General features: G+C 64.5%; 20 protein-coding genes. 6 read left to right on the top strand and 14 right to left on the bottom strand.

Going from position 1 to position 19,025, the window contains the following annotated elements:
* Positions 1-178 precede the first annotated feature (178 nt).
* Complete coding sequence (locus tag QDT69_RS05170) at positions 179-1,582, bottom strand: carotenoid oxygenase family protein (protein ID WP_279705553.1); 1,404 nt, start codon at positions 1,580-1,582, stop codon at positions 179-181.
* A 112-nt stretch (positions 1,583-1,694) separates the two neighbouring features.
* Between QDT69_RS05170 and QDT69_RS05165 the strand changes: the two genes are divergently transcribed.
* On the top strand, positions 1,695-2,420 hold the full coding sequence (locus tag QDT69_RS05165; RefSeq protein WP_279705703.1) for a TetR/AcrR family transcriptional regulator: 726 nt from the start codon (positions 1,695-1,697) through the stop codon (positions 2,418-2,420).
* Here the strand turns inward: QDT69_RS05165 and QDT69_RS05160 are convergent.
* On the bottom strand, positions 2,417-3,019 hold the full coding sequence (locus QDT69_RS05160; RefSeq protein ID WP_279705552.1) for a hypothetical protein: 603 nt from the start codon (positions 3,017-3,019) through the stop codon (positions 2,417-2,419). The genes QDT69_RS05165 and QDT69_RS05160 overlap by 4 nt on opposite strands.
* Positions 3,020-3,184: 165 nt before the next feature.
* Between QDT69_RS05160 and QDT69_RS05155 the strand changes: the two genes are divergently transcribed.
* The gene (locus QDT69_RS05155; RefSeq protein ID WP_279705551.1) at positions 3,185-3,922 is read left to right on the top strand and encodes an SET domain-containing protein; all 738 of its coding nucleotides are present in this window, start codon (positions 3,185-3,187) and stop codon (positions 3,920-3,922) included.
* 29 nt (positions 3,923-3,951) lie between these two features.
* On the opposite strand, the gene QDT69_RS05150 is transcribed toward QDT69_RS05155, so the two are convergent.
* Positions 3,952-4,386: an Rrf2 family transcriptional regulator gene (locus tag QDT69_RS05150; RefSeq protein ID WP_279705550.1), complete on the bottom strand. Its 435-nt coding sequence runs from the start codon at positions 4,384-4,386 to the stop codon at positions 3,952-3,954.
* An 83-nt stretch (positions 4,387-4,469) separates the two neighbouring features.
* Between QDT69_RS05150 and QDT69_RS05145 the strand changes: the two genes are divergently transcribed.
* On the top strand, positions 4,470-4,967 hold the full coding sequence (locus QDT69_RS05145; protein ID WP_279705549.1) for a group III truncated hemoglobin: 498 nt from the start codon (positions 4,470-4,472) through the stop codon (positions 4,965-4,967).
* Between the two features lie 141 nt (positions 4,968-5,108).
* Here QDT69_RS05145 and QDT69_RS05140 read toward each other — a convergent pair whose 3' ends face one another.
* Both QDT69_RS05140 and QDT69_RS05135 read right to left on the bottom strand, forming a co-directional pair.
* The gene (locus QDT69_RS05140; RefSeq protein ID WP_279705548.1) at positions 5,109-5,507 is read right to left on the bottom strand and encodes a hypothetical protein; all 399 of its coding nucleotides are present in this window, start codon (positions 5,505-5,507) and stop codon (positions 5,109-5,111) included.
* A 32-nt stretch (positions 5,508-5,539) separates the two neighbouring features.
* On the bottom strand, positions 5,540-5,764 hold the full coding sequence (locus tag QDT69_RS05135) for a hypothetical protein (protein ID WP_279705547.1): 225 nt from the start codon (positions 5,762-5,764) through the stop codon (positions 5,540-5,542).
* Positions 5,765-5,906: 142 nt separating this feature from the next.
* Between QDT69_RS05135 and QDT69_RS05130 the strand changes: the two genes are divergently transcribed.
* Positions 5,907-6,482, top strand: a complete 576-nt coding sequence (locus QDT69_RS05130) for a site-specific integrase (protein WP_279705546.1) — start codon at positions 5,907-5,909, stop codon at positions 6,480-6,482.
* A gap of 13 nt (positions 6,483-6,495) precedes the next feature.
* On the opposite strand, the gene QDT69_RS05125 is transcribed toward QDT69_RS05130, so the two are convergent.
* From QDT69_RS05125 to QDT69_RS05085, 9 genes are all read right to left on the bottom strand, one after another.
* On the bottom strand, positions 6,496-6,660 hold the full coding sequence (locus QDT69_RS05125) for a helix-turn-helix domain-containing protein (protein ID WP_279705545.1): 165 nt from the start codon (positions 6,658-6,660) through the stop codon (positions 6,496-6,498).
* Between the two features lie 605 nt (positions 6,661-7,265).
* Complete coding sequence (locus QDT69_RS05120; protein WP_279705544.1) at positions 7,266-8,537, bottom strand: aspartate aminotransferase family protein; 1,272 nt, start codon at positions 8,535-8,537, stop codon at positions 7,266-7,268.
* A 4-nt stretch (positions 8,538-8,541) separates the two neighbouring features.
* On the bottom strand, positions 8,542-9,606 hold the full coding sequence (locus QDT69_RS05115) for a phosphotransferase (protein WP_279705543.1): 1,065 nt from the start codon (positions 9,604-9,606) through the stop codon (positions 8,542-8,544).
* 22 nt (positions 9,607-9,628) lie between these two features.
* Positions 9,629-10,558: a glyoxylate/hydroxypyruvate reductase A gene (locus QDT69_RS05110; protein WP_279705542.1), complete on the bottom strand. Its 930-nt coding sequence runs from the start codon at positions 10,556-10,558 to the stop codon at positions 9,629-9,631.
* A 3-nt stretch (positions 10,559-10,561) separates the two neighbouring features.
* Positions 10,562-12,181: an ABC transporter ATP-binding protein gene (locus QDT69_RS05105; protein WP_279705541.1), complete on the bottom strand. Its 1,620-nt coding sequence runs from the start codon at positions 12,179-12,181 to the stop codon at positions 10,562-10,564.
* A 3-nt stretch (positions 12,182-12,184) separates the two neighbouring features.
* Complete coding sequence (locus tag QDT69_RS05100) at positions 12,185-13,024, bottom strand: ABC transporter permease (RefSeq protein ID WP_279705540.1); 840 nt, start codon at positions 13,022-13,024, stop codon at positions 12,185-12,187.
* On the bottom strand, positions 13,021-13,992 hold the full coding sequence (locus QDT69_RS05095; RefSeq protein WP_279705539.1) for an ABC transporter permease: 972 nt from the start codon (positions 13,990-13,992) through the stop codon (positions 13,021-13,023). The genes QDT69_RS05100 and QDT69_RS05095 overlap by 4 nt, the downstream gene beginning before the upstream one ends.
* 71 nt (positions 13,993-14,063) lie before the next feature.
* Positions 14,064-15,614 carry an ABC transporter substrate-binding protein gene (locus QDT69_RS05090; RefSeq protein WP_279705538.1) on the bottom strand — a complete coding sequence of 517 codons (1,551 nt, stop codon included), beginning with the start codon at positions 15,612-15,614 and terminating at the stop codon, positions 14,064-14,066.
* A gap of 69 nt (positions 15,615-15,683) precedes the next feature.
* On the bottom strand, positions 15,684-16,457 hold the full coding sequence (locus tag QDT69_RS05085) for a class II aldolase/adducin family protein (RefSeq protein WP_279705537.1): 774 nt from the start codon (positions 16,455-16,457) through the stop codon (positions 15,684-15,686).
* Between the two features lie 148 nt (positions 16,458-16,605).
* Here QDT69_RS05085 and QDT69_RS05080 point away from each other — a divergent pair, with 148 nt between their 5' ends.
* Both QDT69_RS05080 and QDT69_RS05075 read left to right on the top strand, forming a co-directional pair.
* Positions 16,606-17,310, top strand: a complete 705-nt coding sequence (locus QDT69_RS05080; RefSeq protein ID WP_279705536.1) for a GntR family transcriptional regulator — start codon at positions 16,606-16,608, stop codon at positions 17,308-17,310.
* A 48-nt stretch (positions 17,311-17,358) separates the two neighbouring features.
* Positions 17,359-18,384, top strand: coding sequence for a histone deacetylase family protein (locus tag QDT69_RS05075; protein ID WP_279705535.1), 1,026 nt, complete (start codon positions 17,359-17,361; stop codon positions 18,382-18,384).
* Positions 18,385-19,025: the final 641 nt, after the last annotated feature.

Below are 19,025 nucleotides of genomic sequence, written 5' to 3'. Positions count from 1 at the left end.
AGAGGCGGGCAAGGAGAGCGTCAAGCGAAATCTTTACAGTGTCAAAATCGTGAAGCAGCGAAGGAAAACTGAGAAATGACAATGAAATAGGGCGCCTACGCTCACGTGGATGCCCGGCACGCGGCCGGGCATGATGAGCGGAGAGATTAGTGGCCTTCACGTCTGGGACGATTGAGTGCTACTCCGCCCCCACCCAATTGCCGTGGAAGCCATCCGGCACGCGGTGGCCGAGATGGACCAGCGCGGTCGGGCCCGCCTCGACATCCTGCGCGTTGAAGACAGCGAGGTCGCTGCGGTTCTCGCGGGCACGCCAGACCACCGCGAGCAGCCAGCCGTCGCCTTCCGCGGCGTCCGCGCCGCGCTCGACGAACACCGGCTCGGAGATCGTATCACCGGCAGGCAGCAGATAATGGCCGAGCCGTTTGCCCTTTCCGTCGACATGCACGATGCCCGACAGCGCACCGAACATCGGTAGATCAGGGTTGGCGCAGGCGTACCAGCCGTGATTGCTCGCGAGTCCGGCGCGGCGATCGTCGACGCGGGGGAATTCACCGGTGAGATCGTCGAGATAGGTTTGCGTGAAGCGATCGGTGTTGCCGGAAAGGTCGAAAGTCCAGCGACAATAGCGCGCCCGGTTCTTCTTCGGATCGGTCGGCGAGCCGTCGGGATGGTTGAACAGCGGTGCTTCCTCGAACTGCATCACGTCGGCAATGATGCGGTTGCCGTCTTCCCACGCATTCATGACATGGAAGACGTAGCAGGTCTCGGCGCGGAACCAGATGATGTCCTTCGATGCGCCGTTGCGCTTCATCACGCCGACATAGGCGCCTTTCTCCGGCTCCCAGGCGTAGGGCGCCTGTCCGCGCATCGCGCGTTGCATGCTGCCGGTGATCGGCAGGATCGGAAACAGCACGTGGTTCTCGGTGACGATGAAGTCGTGCACCATGCTGGCATAGGGCGCCTCGAAGCGCTCGAACCGCGTCACCACGCCGGATGCGCTCACCGCGCCGTACGACAGCGCCGGCGTCAGCGGACCCGCGGCGTTGTAGCCGAAGAACACCATCTCGCCGGTAACCGGATCGATCTTTGGATGCGCTGAGAACGGGCCGGAGATTGCGCCCTTGTAGTCGCAATAGCCGAGGCGATTGAGCGTGCCGGGTTCGATTTCGGTCGGCAGATGGCTCTCGACGAGCGCGAGCAGCTTGCCGCCATGGTAGATGATGTTGGTGTTGGCGACGCAGCCGTCGGTGGTGATCGTCTCCGGCGCGTCCGCCAGCTTGCGGCCGAAGCCGCCGAACAGCGCGCGGCCGGCGTCGTGCTCGGCCTGCCATTTCGCGGTGCGGACCCAGCGGTTGCGGTAGCTGGCGCGGCCGTTCTCGAGACGGAAGGCGTGCAGCATGCCGTCACCGACGAACCAGTGCGCGCCGGGGACCTCGAACTGCGGATTGGGGCCGTTGCGGTAGAGCGTGCCGTTGAGTTCGCGCGGCAACTCGCCGGTGACCTTCAGGAACGGCGCATCGGCTTCAAACGGGATCGGCGCCAGATTGGACCGCGCCGTGTTCGAGGTGACCTGGTCGAGCATTCGCATCTCCCTGCATTATGATCTTTACATCGTAAAGATATCACTAGGGATCACACCTTCGATCGTCAAGCAAAATCTTTACAGTGTAAAAATTGCGACATATAACGGCGTCATGGCAAGATTATCCAAGGAAAACAAAGCGACTCGCCCGGTGCGGGCTCCGACGCGCCGGGTTGCGCGGGTAGCTGCGGACCGTCCGGCGTCGCGGCGCCGGGCCAATGACACGCCGTATCATCACGGCGATCTGCATGAGGCGCTGCTCAAGGCCGCCGAGCGCGTGCTCGAGCGTGACGGGCTGGCGGGACTGACATTGCGCGCGGTGGCGCGCGAGGCCGGTGTGTCGCACGCGGCTCCCACGCATCATTTCGGCGATCTCACCGGATTGCTCAGTGAACTCGCCGCGATCGGTTTCCGGCAATTCGGCCTCGCGATGGCCGCTGCAGACGCTTCGGCGACCGCGCCGTCCGAGAAAGGGGTGGCGAGCGCCAAGGCTTATGTCGCCTATGCTCAGGCGCATCCCGGCATGTATGGGCTGATGTTCCGCAGCGAGCGCCTCGATCATTCGCGGCCCTCGCTGCACGAGGCGTCCGAAGCATCGTTCGCAGGGCTGACCCGCGGCGTCGGTGCCAGCCGGCATGAGCAGATTTCCAAGGAGCAGCTTACGCTGGATCAGGCTGCCGCGATCGCATCCGCCTGGTCGCTGGTGCATGGTTTCACCATGCTGCTGCTGGACGGACGCCTCAAGACGATTCTGGATCGAGCGCCCGAAGGCACATCGGTGGAGACGTTGTTGACCGCGATGCTGCGTTTGTCCGCGGGCCGCTCGGCGCGGCCCTAGCGTTTTGTCAGCGACGTGGTGCGGCCGCTCTGGCCGATCGTCTTCACCTTGTCCGCGCCGCATTTGAAATCGCGGGCGAAATCGTCGGCGGCCTGCCGCGCCAGCTCGTTGGCGTTGGGATTGGCCGCGACGTCGACATAGGCGACATGACAGACATCGCCCGGCGGCAGCCGCGTCACCGCGAGCATCGTCCGTGAGACCGGGCCGCCGCGCTTGTCCTGCTCGCTGTTGTCGGCGATCTGCCAGCGCTGGATGATCGCGAAGGGTTTGCTGCCGGCGGCACGCCATTCGACCGTATCTCCGGTCGAACTGAACGGGCCGAACCAGGCCTGCGCCGCCGGTTCCTTCGCCGCAGCCGCGCGGTTTCGGCCGACCGAAACCACTTCGCGCAGATCGCCCTCGTTGATCAGCACCACGAGGCCGGACTTCCCCGGGCAGACCCGCGTGGTGCTGCCGTCCTCCTCGTTGGGCTTGCCGATCATCCGGCAGGCCTTCGGCGCGGTCGAGGTGTAGCTGCTGCTGATCGTCTCAGAGGCAGCCTGACCGGGATTTGCGCAAGCCAGCGCCATAACGGCTGTTGCAAAAGCAAGGTATTTCATCGGGGGAAACCCGCGATCCGGACGTTACTTTGTGTCTGACATATGCAATCTGGGGAAGGTTCAACAGACATGCCGGAAACACCTGACAGGCGCGCGGAATCGTCCTAGAAGGGCGGCTTCGCAACTTTGTCGCGTGCGCCCCGGCGTGCCGTAGCCTCGATCATCATGCCCGCATCATTATCGCACAAGCCCTATCGCGTTGGTCGTTCCCGTACCGGCCTTGGCCTTTTCGCCACCAAGCCGATCAAGAAAGGCACCAAGATCATCCGCTATTTCGGGCCGTTGCTCGACTCGAAGAAGAAGGATGAGGACGCGATCGAGAACAAATACCTGTTCGAGCTCACCAACCGCTGGACCATCGACGGCTCGATCCGCGAGAACGTTGCCCGCTACATCAACCACGCCTGCAGGCCGAACGCGGAATCCGACGTCAAGCCCCGCAAGCGCAAGGTGTTCATCCGCGCCATCAAGGACATCGAGCCGGGCGACGAGATCAATTACGATTACGGAACCGACTATTTCAAAGCCTATCTGAAGCCGATCGGCTGCAAATGCGATGCCTGCGAGAAGAAGCGCAAGAAGAAGCGCGCGGAGGCGAGGGCGGAGCGGCTGCGGCTGAAGGAAAAGGCCGAACGGAAGGCCAAGCGCGAGGCCGAGAAGCTTGCCGAGACGCGGGCCAGGCAGAGGAAGGCAAACGCGAAGAAGGTCGCCAAGGCAAACGGCAAGGCTCCTAACGGCAAGGCTCCTAACGGCAAGGCTCCTAACGGCAAGGCCGGCAACGGCAAGACCCTGAATGGCAAGGCCCTGAACGGCAAGCACCTCAACGGCCACACCCTGACGGCCGCAGCCGGCAAGCGCGTGGTCCCTTCAAAGCGCGGCGCCGCGCGCGTGCTGCAGGCCTGAGTCCCAAGACCGATCCTGTTCGACGATCGTCATGACGCGCGCGCCGGATGGCGCGCGGGCCGTGGCAGATAGGCGCATTCGGCGAGCGTGGTTCCGTCGAGCTCGCGCATGAAGGCCTCGCGCGCCGCGGCGAGCCTTGCCTTCAGCCTGCAGCGCGGCAGCAGCACGCAATCTCCGCCATCCTCCCTGAAGCATTCGACCAGCGCGCTGCCGCCTTCCAGCGCCCGGACCACTTGCCCGAGGGTGATGGTCTCCGCCGGCCGCGCCAGCGAAAATCCGCCGCCCGCACCGCGCTGGGTCGCGATGAAGCCGGCCTCGGCAAGGTCGCGCACCACCTTGGCGAGGTGATTGCGGGAAATGCCGAACTCGGCCGCGATTTCGCTGGTGGCGAACGACCGATCCGGCTCGCCGGCCAGCCGCATCAGGGCGCGGAGCCCAAAATCCGTGAACGAAGTCAGGCGCATGGAAGCCCTTCGAAATCAGCACTTGGCGGATCAGCTATAGCAATCTAAATAGGTATTTGAAATGCATATTTAGGATATGAGCGATGACAGGAGCAGAGCGCCGCGAGCAGATCACCGCCGAGATCGTCGCGCGGACCGGGATCACCGAGGCCATGATCGCGCAGCTGGTGCACGCCTTCTACGCAAGGGTGCGCAAGGACCCGATGATCGGGCCGGTGTTCGAGGCGAGGATCAGCAATTGGGAGCCGCATCTGGCCCAGATGTGTGCGTTCTGGTCGTCGGTCGCCCTGATGACCGGGCGCTATCACGGCACGCCGATGGTCAAGCATATGCCGCTGCCGATCGATGCCGCGCATTTCGATCGCTGGCTCGAATTGTTCGAGGCGACCGCGCAGGAGCTGTGCCCGCCGGTCGCGGCGGAGCATTTCATCGAGCGCGCGCGGCGCATCGCCTCCAGCCTCGAGATGGGGGTCGCCAGCGGGCAGGGCGTGATGCTGGCGGTCGGCGAACGTTACAGGCGCGATCCCCCGTCGTCATTCCGGGGCTCGCGAAGCGAGAGCCCGGAATCCATCGGGCCATAGTTCCAGCAGCACAATGGATTCCGGGCTCGCGCCAAGAGGCGCGCCCTCAGGTGCGCAATTGCGCACCGGGGAATGACGAGATTGAGCAATCCATCCCGCTTGCCAAGACATGGATCGCTTCGCTCGCAATGACGGTCGCTGTTACGCCGTCACCGCACCCTCACTCCTCCGCAACCCGACATATTGCAGCTCGGCGAACACACCGGTGGCGATCGCCTGGGCGAGGATCACGATCGTGCCGAAGAGGTTCGGCGACACCGCGCCCGACAGCAGCAGCGCGATGCTGGCGAGCGTCCAGGCCGCGTTGCCGGCGACCACGAGGATCACAGGGCCCTTCGGCAGCGAGGTTCGCGCGCCGAGCCAGCCGACCAGCGCGGTGTAGGCGATCAGGAATAGCCCGGTCTCGCGCAGCAGCGCTTCCGGCAGACCGAGCAGCGAGGCCAGCGCGCTGGTGTCGAGCACCATCGCCAGGGCGGATATGCCGCTGAACACGGCATCGGCAAGCAAAGCGCGGCGCAGCAGCTGGGACGAGTGGATCATGGCAGCATCTCCTCTGGTTTGGGAAGGGGTGGTCAGCGGAACAGGGACTGCAGCTGACGCCACAGCCGAGGCGGGCACAGCGCCTTGCCGACCCTCATCTCGACCGCGTAGACCTGCGCGAACACGAACAGGCCGGTCGCATGCACGAGCGGCTGGGGCATGTTGAGCGAGCGCGCGACCAGCCAGGTGGCCAGATGGATCAGCCACGGGAGCAGGACGGCGAAGGCGCGGATAAGGGACAGCATCAGCATGGTCATCTCCTGTGCCGTGGAAGATGAGCCGCCCTGCGCGCCAATTCGATTACCTCGGACGTAAAAAATTGGCTTGTTCGAAGGTGCTCGACGTCGTTCGCGCGGCCGGACCCGAACAGAACGAGCAAAGCGGGCTCCAAGCTCTGACGTGGTCGGTGACGCCCTGCGGGTCGATGCGTTGACCGTCCCTCGTCCCGGCATGATCAACGATATGGAATGGACGGAAGTCGACTGGGATGCCAAGCGCTGGGCCATTCCCGCGGTGAAGATGAAAACCGGATGGGACCACGTCGTGCCGCTGTCGCGGCAGACTCTTGCGATCCTGCGGCGCGTGCAACAGATCACAGGCAACCGGCGCTACGTGTTCGCTTGTGCCCAAGACGCGCCACTGTCGAGCAGAACGCTATGTCAGCGGCTGCGCGCGCTCGGCCTTGATACCAAGGCCGAGCATTGCGCACATGGTTTCCGCACGACCTTCTCGACCCTTTGCCACCATGAGGAGATCGAGGAAACCAAGGTATGGGACAGCGACATCATCGAGTTGCAATTGGCACATCTCGAAAGCAATTCAGTCAAGGCGACCTACAAGCGGCACGGCCCCCTTGCACTTATCGGTTCGCGCACGAAGTTGATGCAGCATTGGGCGGACCGGATCGATGGCTTTGCCGATCCAAAAATGATTGTGCCGGTCGAGGCAATCCGCGAAGGCTCGCAAACCAGCTAAGCTAGGCCAGTCTTCATGTGCCCGGTTCAATGCGGGGAAGGCTCATGTGATAGGCGTCGATGGAATCGGCATCGACCATGGTCTGCCCGCCCATCTTGTAGGCGATGATTTTCTTTTCCTTGATTAACTCATAGGCCTTGGTCCGGCCAAAGTCGCCGCGCTCCAGCGCCTTCTTCAACGGGATCAGGTTCCGTTTCTAGCGGGGCTCATCGAGAATCGCCATGTGTCCACTCCTGGCCGGTCGTCACCGCACGAAAGTTGTGGCGACAGTGCGGTCTCGCGCAGCCAACTGCAGCGTGCGCTTCCACCCGCCACTTTACGTTCAAAGCCGCCTGCCGCTCCAGCGAAGGTAACGAATGCCTGGGGCATTGTGGGGGGAGCCAAAGGAGCCGAGGATCATCGTAGCCAGTGAGATCGGATATGAACATAGCGATCATTTTCAATTGACCGGGTTTCACTTTGGGCTGATCACGTGGGTAATGATCGATGAAGCCGTCCCTTGTTGCCTTAGCTCGCTCAATCTCGCCAATGATGGATTGGAGCGAGAGCTTAGTTTTTCAACTGATTAGAAGGCGCGTGTGCACGACGTGTACACCGGGAGATCAAGAAAAGTCTCATCCTATCCCGTATGTCTCCTCGCGTGGCCTCGGGACCGACGCTGCGACGGACCGGACAGTGTGGTTGGTTGCGGAAATGCTCAAGGCCGGTATCAGCGGGGTAAAGCCGAAGGGCGGCATGAGGTATTGACCGTTGCTGACCAAGGTCCAGCAATCCGCGAGATCGTCAGTCAATCGAATTTTCCTGCAGCGCTTGATCGACCGCCTCGACCAGCAGATCGGTGTGCTCCATGCCGAACGTCAGGGGCGGACGAATCTTCAGCACATTCGCGCTGGGACCGGCCGCGCTAATCAGAACATGCCGTCTGCGCATTGCATTGACCAGTTTCGTCGTCTCACCCGCGGCGGCCGAGTCGCCGCGGCGGAGCTCGACACCGATGAAGAGACCAGCACCTCGAACCTCCGCCACGAGTTCATGCCGCGCGCGGAGCGCGGTGAGCCGCTCGCGCAAATAAGTGCCGGTGCGCCTGGCGTTCTCGACCAGGCTTTGCCGCTCGATTACGTCGAGCACGGCCATGCCGGCGGCGGCGGACACGGGGTTGCCGCCAAAGGTGTTGAAATAGCGTGAGCGCGCGCCGAATTCCTTCAGCAACTCCGGTCGTGCCGCCATCGCCGCGATCGGATGGCCGTTACCCATCGGCTTGCCCATCGTGACCATGTCGGGGACCACGCCGTGGCGGGCAAAGCCCCACATGCCCTCGCCACAGCGACCAAAGCCGGGCTGCACCTCGTCGGCGATGAACAGCGCGCCGGCCGCACGCGCGGCCTCCACCGCCGGCCGCAGGAAGCCCGGCGGATCGGCGAATACGCCGTCGCTGGAGAAGATCGTGTCGACCAGCAGCGCGGCCGGGCGAATGCCGCTGAGTGCCATATCTTCCAATGCGGCACGGACGTGGCTTGCGAAGACCTCACCGGTTTGATCGCCCGCGGACTGCGGCGCGGGCACCAGCCGGACATGGGGGGCGGTCGGCTCGGGCAGGCCGAGCGACGGCGACAGTTCGGCGAGCGCGCCGGTGACGCCGTGATAGGCGGTCCGGGTGACGACGACGCCGGTTCCGCCGGTGCAGGTGCGGGCGACGCGGAGCGCCAGATCGTTGGCCTCGCTGCCGGTGCAGGTGAACATCACCTGGCCGAGCTCGGCCGGAAAGGTCGCGAGCAGTCGCTCGGCATAGTCGAGGATCGCCTCGTGCAGATAGCGGGTGTGGGTATTGAGCACCGCGGCCTGCCGCGCTATCGCCTCGATCACATGCGGATGGCAATGGCCGACGCAGGCGACGTTGTTGTAGGCGTCGAGATAGCGGTTGCCTGCGGCGTCATACAGCCAGACACCTTCGCCGCGCACGACATGCACCGGCTGCTCGTAGAATAACCGGTAGGCGGGGCCGAGCAGGCGGTTGCGGCGCGCGATCAGCTGCTGGGTCGAGGTGTCGGCCGGCATTGTGTCACTCTCCCTGACAGGCACGCTCGATCTGCTGCGTGGCCTGTGTTCGCGTCAGTGTCGCGATCCGGGCGAGCCGGGCCGACGCCTGCTTGTTGTTGCGCAGAATATACGCGCTGTTCTCCGGATAGCGAGCGGCCCTGATATGGCTGATCACGATGGTCATGACCATGCGGGTCGCGATCAGGTCAAACAGGATATGGCGCTCGCGCTCTTCGAGCGGCGAGACCGCATGATAGGCCGCAATCAGATCGAGCGCCGGCGCCAGTGGATCTTCGCCGTCGGTCACCTGATAGGCTGCCGCGATCGCGAGGTCATTGATGCGCGCCGTCGCCGTCATGTCGCCGAAATCAATGATGCCGCAGACGCGCCTCTGTGAGTCCGCGTCGACGACGATGTTGTGCGGATTGAGATCGTTGTGCAGCGGCTGCTGTGGAAGTTGCGCCAATAAGGGCACGGCGTCGGCCTCGAAATGATCGAGGACGCGTTCGACCAGTCCGCGCTGGGCGGGCGGCACCGCGCCGAGCAGCGGCCGCAGCTCGGCGGCATGCTGGATGTCCCAGAGCAATTTGTGGTTTGCGCCGAGATGAACGAAGTCGCGCAGCGCAACGGCGAGCCGTGCCGCGCAGCGGCCGACATCTCCGCGCAAGGCCGCCGACGGCGGCGCCTGATGCATCGGCGTTCCAGCGAGGAACGTCAGCAGCCGCATGACCCTCGCCGAGCCGTCGTCGAAGCCGATCTCGAGCTCGGCAGCGCCATTCCGCGCGGAGACGATGCGCGGAATCGGTAGCAGCGGATCACGGACCGCGACGTGCCGCAGCGCCTCGGTCTGCAGATTGGTGACGGCCCGATCTTCGTCGGGATTGGCGATCTTGAGGACGTATTCGCATCCATCTGGTGCGCACAGCCGGAAATTCTGGTCGCGCTCGCTGTCGAGCCGGCGGATGTCGGCCGACAGGCCGTAATGCTCCATGACAAGCGCCTGCGCTCGCGCCTCCGCAATCGGCCCGGCGGCGCGCAGCCCGTCGAGCGGGTGCGCGGCATCGGCGGACGAACGGGGGTTCTGCATCTGACGCTGCTCCGTATCGCAATCAATAGCCGCGTGCGCGGTCGATCGCATGCGGGGGACGCCGTCCGGCGCGGATCGCGTCCGCCGTGTTGGCAAGCGTCGTCGCAACGGCGCTGACGCTGACGTCGCTCGCGTCATGCGGCGTGATGGCGATCTGCGGATGATGCCAGAACGGATGGGCCGAAGGCAACGGTTCGGTCGCGAACACGTCGAGCGCAGCTCCAGCCAGCTGACCGCTGTCGAGTGCTGCGAGCAGATCGGCTTCCACCAGATGCTCGCCGCGGCCAACCTGGATCAGATAGCCGCCGCGGCGCATCTGGCCGAACAGATCGCCATTGAGGATGTTGCGCGTCTCTGGTGTCAACGGCAGCAGATTGACCAGCACCTCGGTGTCGCCGAGCATTGCGGCAAGACCGGTGGGCCCGTGGAAACTCCGGCTCGCCGATGAAATCGCCTTGGCGGTCCGGCTCCAGGACATCACCGGAAAGCCGAGATGGGCGAGGTCGACGGCGACGCGCCGGCCGATCTCGCCATTGCCGAGGATGCCGACGGGCACATCCTGTGTGCGCCGCTGCGCGCGGCGTTGCCAGATTCGATCGCGCTGCTGGGCGCTGAAGGCGGCAAAGCCGCGCTGATGCCCGATCGCATGCCAGGCGATGAAGCCCGACATCATCTGTCCCTGTCCGGGATCGACCACGCGCACCACGTCGACGCCGGGCGGGAGGCTCGGGCAGGTCATGATGTTGTCGACGCCGGCGGCGATCGAGCACACCGCCTGCAGATCGGGATAGCGTTCGAACGCGTCGTCGGGGGGATGCCAGGCCAAAGCGAGCCGGACATCCGCGGCATCGCCGGCGTGATCGACCACCTCGATGTGCGGCGCGATGCGCGCGAGCTCCGCACCGTAATAGCCGCGCAGATCGAGGCTGCTGCTGATCAGGGCACAACGCATGGTTCAGGCCGCACGCGATGAGGAGATCTGCCCGGGCACCGCGGCGAGCAGCTCGCGGGTGTAGGGATGCTCGGGCGTCGAGAACAGCGCGGCGGTCGGCTTCAGCTCGACGATCGCGCCGCGCTGCATCACCGCGATCCGGTCGCAGATTTGCGCCGCCACCCGCAGATCGTGGGTGATGAACAGCATCGACAGGCCGAGCCGCGCCTTGAGGTCTTCCAGCAGGTTCAGCACCTGCGCCTGCACGGAGACATCGAGCGCCGAGACGGCTTCGTCGGCGACAATGATTTCCGGCTCGAGCGCAAGTGCGCGGGCGATGCCGATGCGCTGGCGCTGGCCACCTGAGAATTCGTGCGGATAGCGTTCCATCGCGCTGGCATTGAGCCCGACGAGACCGAGCAGCTCAGCGGCACGCTGACGCGCGACCGCCGGATCGGTGCCGTGGGCGATCGGCCCGTCGGCGATGATGTTGCCGACCTTGCGCCGCGGATTGAGCGAGGCGAACGGATCCTGGAAGATCATCTGGATGCGGCTGCGTTCCTTGCGCAGCGCGCGGCCGGCGACGCGGGTGAAATCGGTGTCGCCGAGGCGGACCGTGCCCTGGTCCGGCTCGATCAGGCGCATCACGAGGCGGGCGACGGATGACTTGCCGGAGCCGGATTCGCCGACCAGGCCGACGGTCTCGCCTTGCAGGATGTCGAAATTGACCTCGTTCGCGGCGCGTACCCGCCGCTCCGGCTGGAACCAGCCGCCGCCGCTGACATAGGTCTTGTCGAGACCGATCACCTCGACCGCCTTGGCGCGATCCGCAAGCGGCGCACGCGGCGGCGGCTGCATCGAGGGCACCGCCGCAAGCAGCGCGCGCGTGTAGGCATGCTGGGGGCGCCGCAACACGTCGTCGGCCGCGCCCTGTTCGACCACCTTGCCGTGCTGGAGCACGACGACGCGGTCGGCGATATCGGAGACGACGCCGAAATCGTGGGTGATGAACATGACCGCCATGTTGCGGCGGCGCTGCAAGTCGCGGATCAGCTCGAGGATCTGCGCCTGTGTGGTGACGTCGAGCGCGGTGGTCGGCTCGTCGGCCACCAGCACGGCCGGCTCCAGCGCCAGCGCCATCGCGATCATCGCGCGCTGGCGTTGGCCGCCGGACAGCTGATGCGGGTAGGCGCGCGCCGAACGCTCGGGCTCGGGCAGGCCGACCTCGCGCAGCAGCTGCAATGCCTTCTGCTTGCGTTGCCGGGGCGTCAACAGATTGTGCGCCTCGAACATTTCGGCGATCTGATCGCCGATCCGCATCAACGGATTGAGCGCGGTCATCGGCTCCTGGAAGACCATTGCGATATGACGGCCGCGAAGCGCGAGCCAGCCGGTGTCGTCGAGCGTGAGCAGGTTTCGGCCGTCATACGCAATCTCGCCGGCCTCGCGGATGATGGTGTTCGGCAACAGCCCCATCAGCGCATGCGCGCACATCGATTTGCCGGAGCCGGACTCGCCGACCACGCAGAGGATCTTGCCGGGTACGAGATCGAAGGAGACGCCGTCGACGGCGTAGGGGCGGTCGGAGCCCGGCGGTAGCGCGAGCTTCAGATTCTTGATCGAGACGACGGGTGCGGCTGACATGCGTCAACGTCCTTCCTTGTTGAGGCGCGGATTGAACGCGTCGTTGAGCCCTTCGCCGATCAGGTTCAGCGCCAGCACCGAGAGCAGGATCGCGATGCCGGGGAACAGGGTGATCCACCAGGCTTGGCGGATCACGGTGCGGCCGGCGCCGACCATGTAGCCCCAGGACATCAGATTCGGATCGCCAAGGCCGAGAAAGGAGAGCGAGGATTCCAGGAGGATCGCGGTCGCGACCATCAGCGAGGCCAGCACGATGACCGGCGACAGCGCGTTGGGCAGGATCTCGCGCCAGATGATCCAGCTGTGGCTCTGTCCGGTGACGATCGCAGCCTGGACATATTCGCGGGTGCGCAGCGACAGCACCTCGCCGCGGACCAGGCGGGCGACCGGCGGCCAGCTTACGATCGCGATCGCCAGCACGATCGAGACGATCGAGGGCTGCAGGATCGCGACCAGCACGATGGCGAGCGCGAAGCTCGGCACGGTCTGAAAGAATTCGGTGAAGCGCATCAGGACGTCGCCGACCTTGCCGCCGAAATAGCCGGCGAGGGCGCCGACGGGAATCCCGACCGCGAGCGCGGCCATGGTCGAGACCAGGCCGACCAGCAGCGAGACGCGGGCGCCATAGATGATGCCGGCGAGCACGTCGCGGCCGAGCGCATCGGTACCGAGCGGCAGGCCGGGCACCGTGAATGGCGGCAGGAACGGCCGCTGGACCATGCGCCAGGGCGAGGTCGGAAACAGCAGCGGGCCGAAGATCGCGATCGCGATCGCAAGCAGCAGGATCGTAAGCCCGATCACGCCGCCGGGATTGCGCAGCATGGTACGCCAGAACTTGCTCATGAGGCGAACTCGATGCGGGGATCGACCGCGCGGTAGATCAGGTCGGTGATCAGGTTGAAGGCCAGTACCATCGCCGAGCACACCACGAATACGCCGAGCAGCAGATTGTAGTCGCGCTGCAGCAGCGCCTCGTACATCAGCCGGCCGATGCCGGGCCAGGCGAACACGGTCTCGGTGAGCACGGCGCCGCCGACCAGCGTTCCGGCCTGCAAGCCCGCTAGCGTCACCACCGGCAGCAGCGCGTTGCGCAGCACATGGCGGCGCTGGATCACGGCGTCGCGCAGGCCCTTGGCGCGCGCGGTCTTGACGAAGTCATGCCGCTTCACCTCGAGCATCGAGGCGCGGGTCATGCGGGCGTAGGTGGCCATGAAGAACAGGCCCATCGTCGTCGCCGGCAAGATCAGATGGGCGCCGACGTCGAACACATGGGCGAGACCGGTGTAATTGGCACCGACGGTCTCGTAGCCGAAGCTCGGCAGCCAATCCATCGCGACCGAAAACAGCAGGATCGCCATCAGCGCCACCCAGAACAGCGGCGTGGCGTAGAAGATCAGCGCCAGGATCGTGATCGCAGTATCGGCCCAGGTGCCGGCAAAGCGTGCGGCCAGCGTGCCGAACAGGACGCCGAGCAGCAGCGAAATCACGAAGGCCGTGACGGTCAGCAGCAGCGTCGCCGGCAGTCGCTCGGCGATCAGCTTGGCGACCGGCATCTGTTGGCGGAACGAGAAGCCGAGATCGAGCGTCACGATGCCCTTGACGTAGCGGTAGAGCTGGACCGGCAGCGGCTGATCGAGCCCGAACTTCTCGCGCAATTGGGTGACGAAGATCTTGTCGCTGGCGCCGGCCTCACCCGCCATCACCATCGCCGGGTCGCCCGGCGCCATGCGGATCAGCATGAAGTTGAAGACCACAATCGCGAGCAGCACGACCACGGCCTTGGCAAGTCGCTGGGCAATGAAAGAGAGCATGGCTGAGGTCGTTGCGTTCGAGGAAACGGCAGAAACCGCGGCGCTGGATGGCGCCGCAGCGGGATACGTCGTTACTTGTCGAGCCAGGCGTCGCGGAAGCCGTCGTTGACGCCGATCGCCGTCGTGACGAGGTTCTTGACGTTGCAACGGGTGATGGTCGGGAACTGGAGCTCGAGCTGCCAGGCCACCGGCACGTCGTCGGTCAGGATCTTCTGCGCCTTGAGGTAGATGTCCTCGCGCTTGGAGTCGGGGAAGGCGGTGGCGCCGTCGGCGAACAGCTGATCGATCTCGGGGTTCGAATAGCCTTCGACGTTGTTGAACGGCGAGCCCTTGGAGATCTGGCTCGAGATGTAGTTGCGGCCGACGCCGAGCGCGGGATCGCCATACTGATAGAGATAGGTGAAGGCGATGTCGTAATCCCAGTCGGCGACCTTCTGGTTCCAGCCGGGCACATCGGTTGCGATCATCTCGACATTGATGCCGACGTCCTGCAGGTTCTGCTTCACGGCTTCAGCCCAGCGCTGCCAGGTTTCGCCATAGGGCAACGGCAGCAGGCGGACCTTCTCGCCCTTGTAGCCGGCCTCCTTCAGCAGCGCCTTGGCCTTGGCCGGGTCGTAGTCGTAGGTGGTGACCTTGTCGGTGTAGTACTTGATCGTGGAAGCCGATGGGCCGGTCGCGACCTTGGCGAGGCCGTTCCAGATCACGTCCTTGGCGAAGTTGCGATCGATCGCATACATCAGCGCCTGGCGGAATTTCTTGTTCGCGGTCGGGCCCTGCCGGTTATTGAGCCACAGCCACGAATGCGGGCTGAAGAATTCCCAGCCGGCGCCGGTGACGCAAACATTCTTCAGCTTGGTGAGGCGCGGCACATCGAAATTCTCGACTGAGCCGCCGGGCAGCACGTCGACCTTGCCGGTCTCGAACGCCACCGCGCGCGCGGCGGCGTCGGGGATCACGTGCCAGTAGATCTCGTCGAGATGAGGTAGGCCCTTGATGTAGTAGTTCGGATTCTTGACCAGGCGGATGAACGAGCCCTTCTGCCATTCCTTGAACATGAAGGGGCCGGTACCAACAGGGGTGTTGTTCGCCGGATTGGTCTTGTAGTCGGTGCCTTCGTAGATGTGCTTGGGGATCATCGGCAGCGAGCCGACCTCGAAGATGCCGAGGAACGGGCCGAACGGCTGCTTCAGCGTGAAAACGACGGTGTAGTCATCGGGCGTCTCGACCTTGTCGAGCTGGGCGAGATTGCCGCGGGCGCGCGGGTGGGTCTGCTTGAGGAAATCGATCGAGAACGCGACGTCGGCCGAGGTGAACGGCTTGTCGTCGTGCCAGGTGACGCCCTTGCGCAGCTTGAACGTGTAGATCTTGCCGTCCTCGCTGACGCTCCAGCTTTCGGCGAGGCCTGGCAGCGGCTCGAGCTTCGGCGAGTAGCGCAGCAGGCCTTCATAGATGTTGCCGGCCACCATCTGCGTCGGGCCGTTCTGCACGAGGCCGACCATCAGGCCCGGCGGCTCCGGCTGGATCACCGCGTTGATCACGCCGCCCGATTTCGGCTCTTCGGCAAATGCCGCGGTGCTCAGGGCACTCGCCACCAAAAGACTCAACAGAACTCGTTTCAACATGTTCAGGCTCTCTTGTTCGATTTGTCCGGCCGCAGCTCCGAACCGGTATCCACTTCGCTTGAAAACGCCTTAGTTCACGAAATCCGGATCGGTGCGCGCGAGCATGCGCTTGAAGGCCGCCCACTCGGTATCGGGCACGCCGTGGGTCTCGATGCTGTCGTAGAAGGTTGCGTATTGCGCGGCGGTCTTGTGCGCGACCGCGTCCGACAGCGGCGCGATTTCGGCGCCGGCGGACTGGATCGCAAGCTGTGCGCGGCAGGAGCGCTCCAGATTGTGCATCAGCTTGAAGGCTTCCGAGACCGAGCGGCCGCAGGTCAGCATGCCGTGATTCCGCAGCACCATCACGAACTTGGCGCCGAGGTCAGCGACCAGGCGCTCGCGTTCGTCGAGATCGAGCGCGATGCCTTCGTAATCGTGATAGGCGAGGCAGCCGGTGAACTGCATCGACCATTGATTGAGCGGCAGCAGGCCTTGCTTCTGGCAGGACACCGCGACGCCGGCCATCGTATGGGTGTGCAGCACGCAGGTGACGTCCGGCCGCGCCGCATGCACCGCGCTATGGATGGTGAAGCCGGCCGGATTGATGCCGAGCCCGAGCGGATCGTCGATCACGACGCCGTCGAGATCGACGGTGACGAGGTTGGACGCCTTCACCTCCTCGAAGCGCATGCCGTAGGGATTGATCAGGAAGCGGTCATGGCTGCCGGGCAGCCGCACCGAGATGTGGGTGTAGATGCTGTCATCGAGCCCGAGCCGGTGGATCAGCCGGTAGGCCGCGGCGAGGTCGATGCGGAATTGCTGGTTCTGGTCCTTCACGGCGTCGGGCCGCACATGCGTCGTCATCGTTGCTGCTAGTCCCTGTCCGCGGGCCGTTTTTGTTGCGTTGCAATGCCCGCGTCACTAAACTGTCGACAATCTAAGAATTGATCAAGATCAAACTGTCGACAATCGACGATTAAATAATGTACAAGGGTCGAAACGGACCCTTTTGATGCGCACGATTTCCCCTCCGGTCGGCTTGCCGGCCCTCAATGAGACCGACCTCGTCGGCCAGGTCGCCCGTCGCCTGACCGAGGCCATCGTTCAGGGGCGGCTGCCGCCGGGATCAAAGGTGGTCGAAGCCGGCATCGCGCGCGAGCTGGGGGTGAGCCGGGCGCCGGTGCGCGAGGCGGCGCGGCTGCTCGAGCAGCAGGGCTTGCTGGTAGCCAATCCGCGCCGCGGCTTCTTCGTCCGGCAGTTCGCCGCCGATGATATCGACGAGATCTACGATCTGCGTCTGTGCGTCGAGCGTCATGCCGCAGTGCTCGCCGCGCGCAACCTGACGCCGGAGACGCGCGACAAGTTGCGCCGGCAGATCGAGGTGCTGCACGAGACTGCCGATCTCGACGATCCGGCGCGGCAGGTCGAGGAGGACTACCGCTTCCATCGCCTGATCTGCGAGATCGCCGGCAACCGGCGGATGCTGCGGCTGTTCGACGATCTCGCCTCCGAGCTGCGCATGGTGATCGGCCTGATCGGCCGCCTCTATGACGATCCGCATGAGATCGCGCGCACGCACGAACCGGTGCTCGCCGCGATCGAGGCCGGTCACCCTGAACGCATCGTCGCGCATGTCGACTATCACATCGGTCATGCCTGGCGCGAAGTCGGACGGCTGGTGCGCGAAATTCCGCCGTGGCCGGCGGCGGCGAAATAGCAGCGCGTGATGTTGCGATCTTTCTGATTCATCCAACAGGAGTGTCCCGTGAAGGCCGTCTACAGTGATCTGCACCGCAGCCATGATCCGCAGTTCTTCCTGGTCCGCGGCGTGGTTCAGCGCACCACCGAGCAGCCCGAGCGCGCCGATCGCCTGCTGGCAGGCCTGACGGCCGGCAAACACACGCTGATCGAGCCGACCAAATTCGGGCAGGGGCCGCGCGCCCGCGTGCACAGTCCGGAATATCTGAGCTTTCTCGCCGAGGCCTGGGATGCGTGGACCGCGCTCGGCGATGCCGGGCCGGAGATGATCGCGAACATCCACCCGGTGCGCAACGCCGCCACCTATCCGACCCATATCGTCGGCAAGCTCGGCTGGCACACGGCGGACACCGCAGCGCCGATCGGCAAGGGCACCTGGGCCGGCGCCTGCGCCTCGAGCGACGTCGCGGTCACCGCCGCGCAGATGGTGCTGGACGGCGAGGATGCGGTTTACGCGCTGTGCCGTCCGCCGGGTCACCATGCCTATCGCGACATGGCCGGCGGCTTCTGCTTCCTCAACAACAGCGCGATCGCGGCCGAGCATCTGCGCCAGAAGCATGAGCGCGTCGCGATCCTCGATGTCGACGTGCATCACGGCAACGGCACGCAGGGCATCTTCTACGAGCGGCCGGATGTCTTCACGGTCTCGATCCACGCCGATCCGTCGTTCTTCTATCCGTTCGTCTGGGGCCACGCGCATGAGCGCGGCGCCGGACCCGGCCTCGGCGCCAATCTCAACATTCCGCTGGCGAGAGGCACCGGCGACGACGACTACATGAAGGCGCTGGCGGCGGCGGAGCGCGCGATCCGCTCCTTTGCGCCGACCGCGCTTGTGGTTGCGCTCGGTCTCGACGCCTCCGAAAAGGACCCGCTGGCGGGCCTCGCCGTTACCACCAACGGCTTCCGCCGGATCGGCGAGGCGCTGGCGCGTTTCGGACTGCCGACGGTGCTGGTCCAGGAGGGCGGCTATCTCTCCGACATCCTCGGCGCCAATCTGACGGCGGTGCTCGGCGGATTCGAAGCCGCGCGCTAATGCCCTTGCGTTGAGGACGCGTCGCGCGAAGCGCCGCACACCTGCGCCGAGTGGAAGGAGTCCGCGTCATCGAGGATGAAACTTTCTGCGAGAAGCATCAAGCGCGATAATTTCTAGAGATGCGTGGACGCAAACAGGCGACCACCAACGGGGCTACCGCTCGACGAGACTACCAGCATCCGCGGCTGCGGCACGACGACCATCGGGCGCTGTGTGCGGCATGATAACACCGTATTTTTTGACAAACTGCCGCGCGCTCTTCAGTGGAATGCCGCGCGTTTTTTCTGGCGATAGACATGACCAGAAACATAGGTAACTTCAGGCTTAACGTCATTCTAGATGACGCCGTGTGCACGACGTGTGCACCGGGAGATCAAGAAAAATCTTGTCACAGTGCATGTGCAGAGTCTGAATTTCCGAGGGCCTGAGGCGGGCGAGTGCTTACGAGCAGTCTCAGTTGTTCGATGTGGAACGATCGATATTCGTGGGTTTGACTCCCACTCTCTCCGCCAGGTTTTTCGAGTAATCGTCTGAAAATATTAAAAAAATAAATTTTTGATTCTGTCGTTCGCCACCCGGGCCCCCACCTGCGATTTTTTGTCACTAGGGCCGTTATCCGGGAAAGGCGTTCTTACTACGAA

The sequence above is a fragment of the Bradyrhizobium sp. CER78 genome (assembly GCF_029846235.1).
GTDB lineage: Bacteria > Pseudomonadota > Alphaproteobacteria > Rhizobiales > Xanthobacteraceae > Bradyrhizobium.
This window is presented reverse-complemented; position numbering and strand designations above follow the sequence as displayed.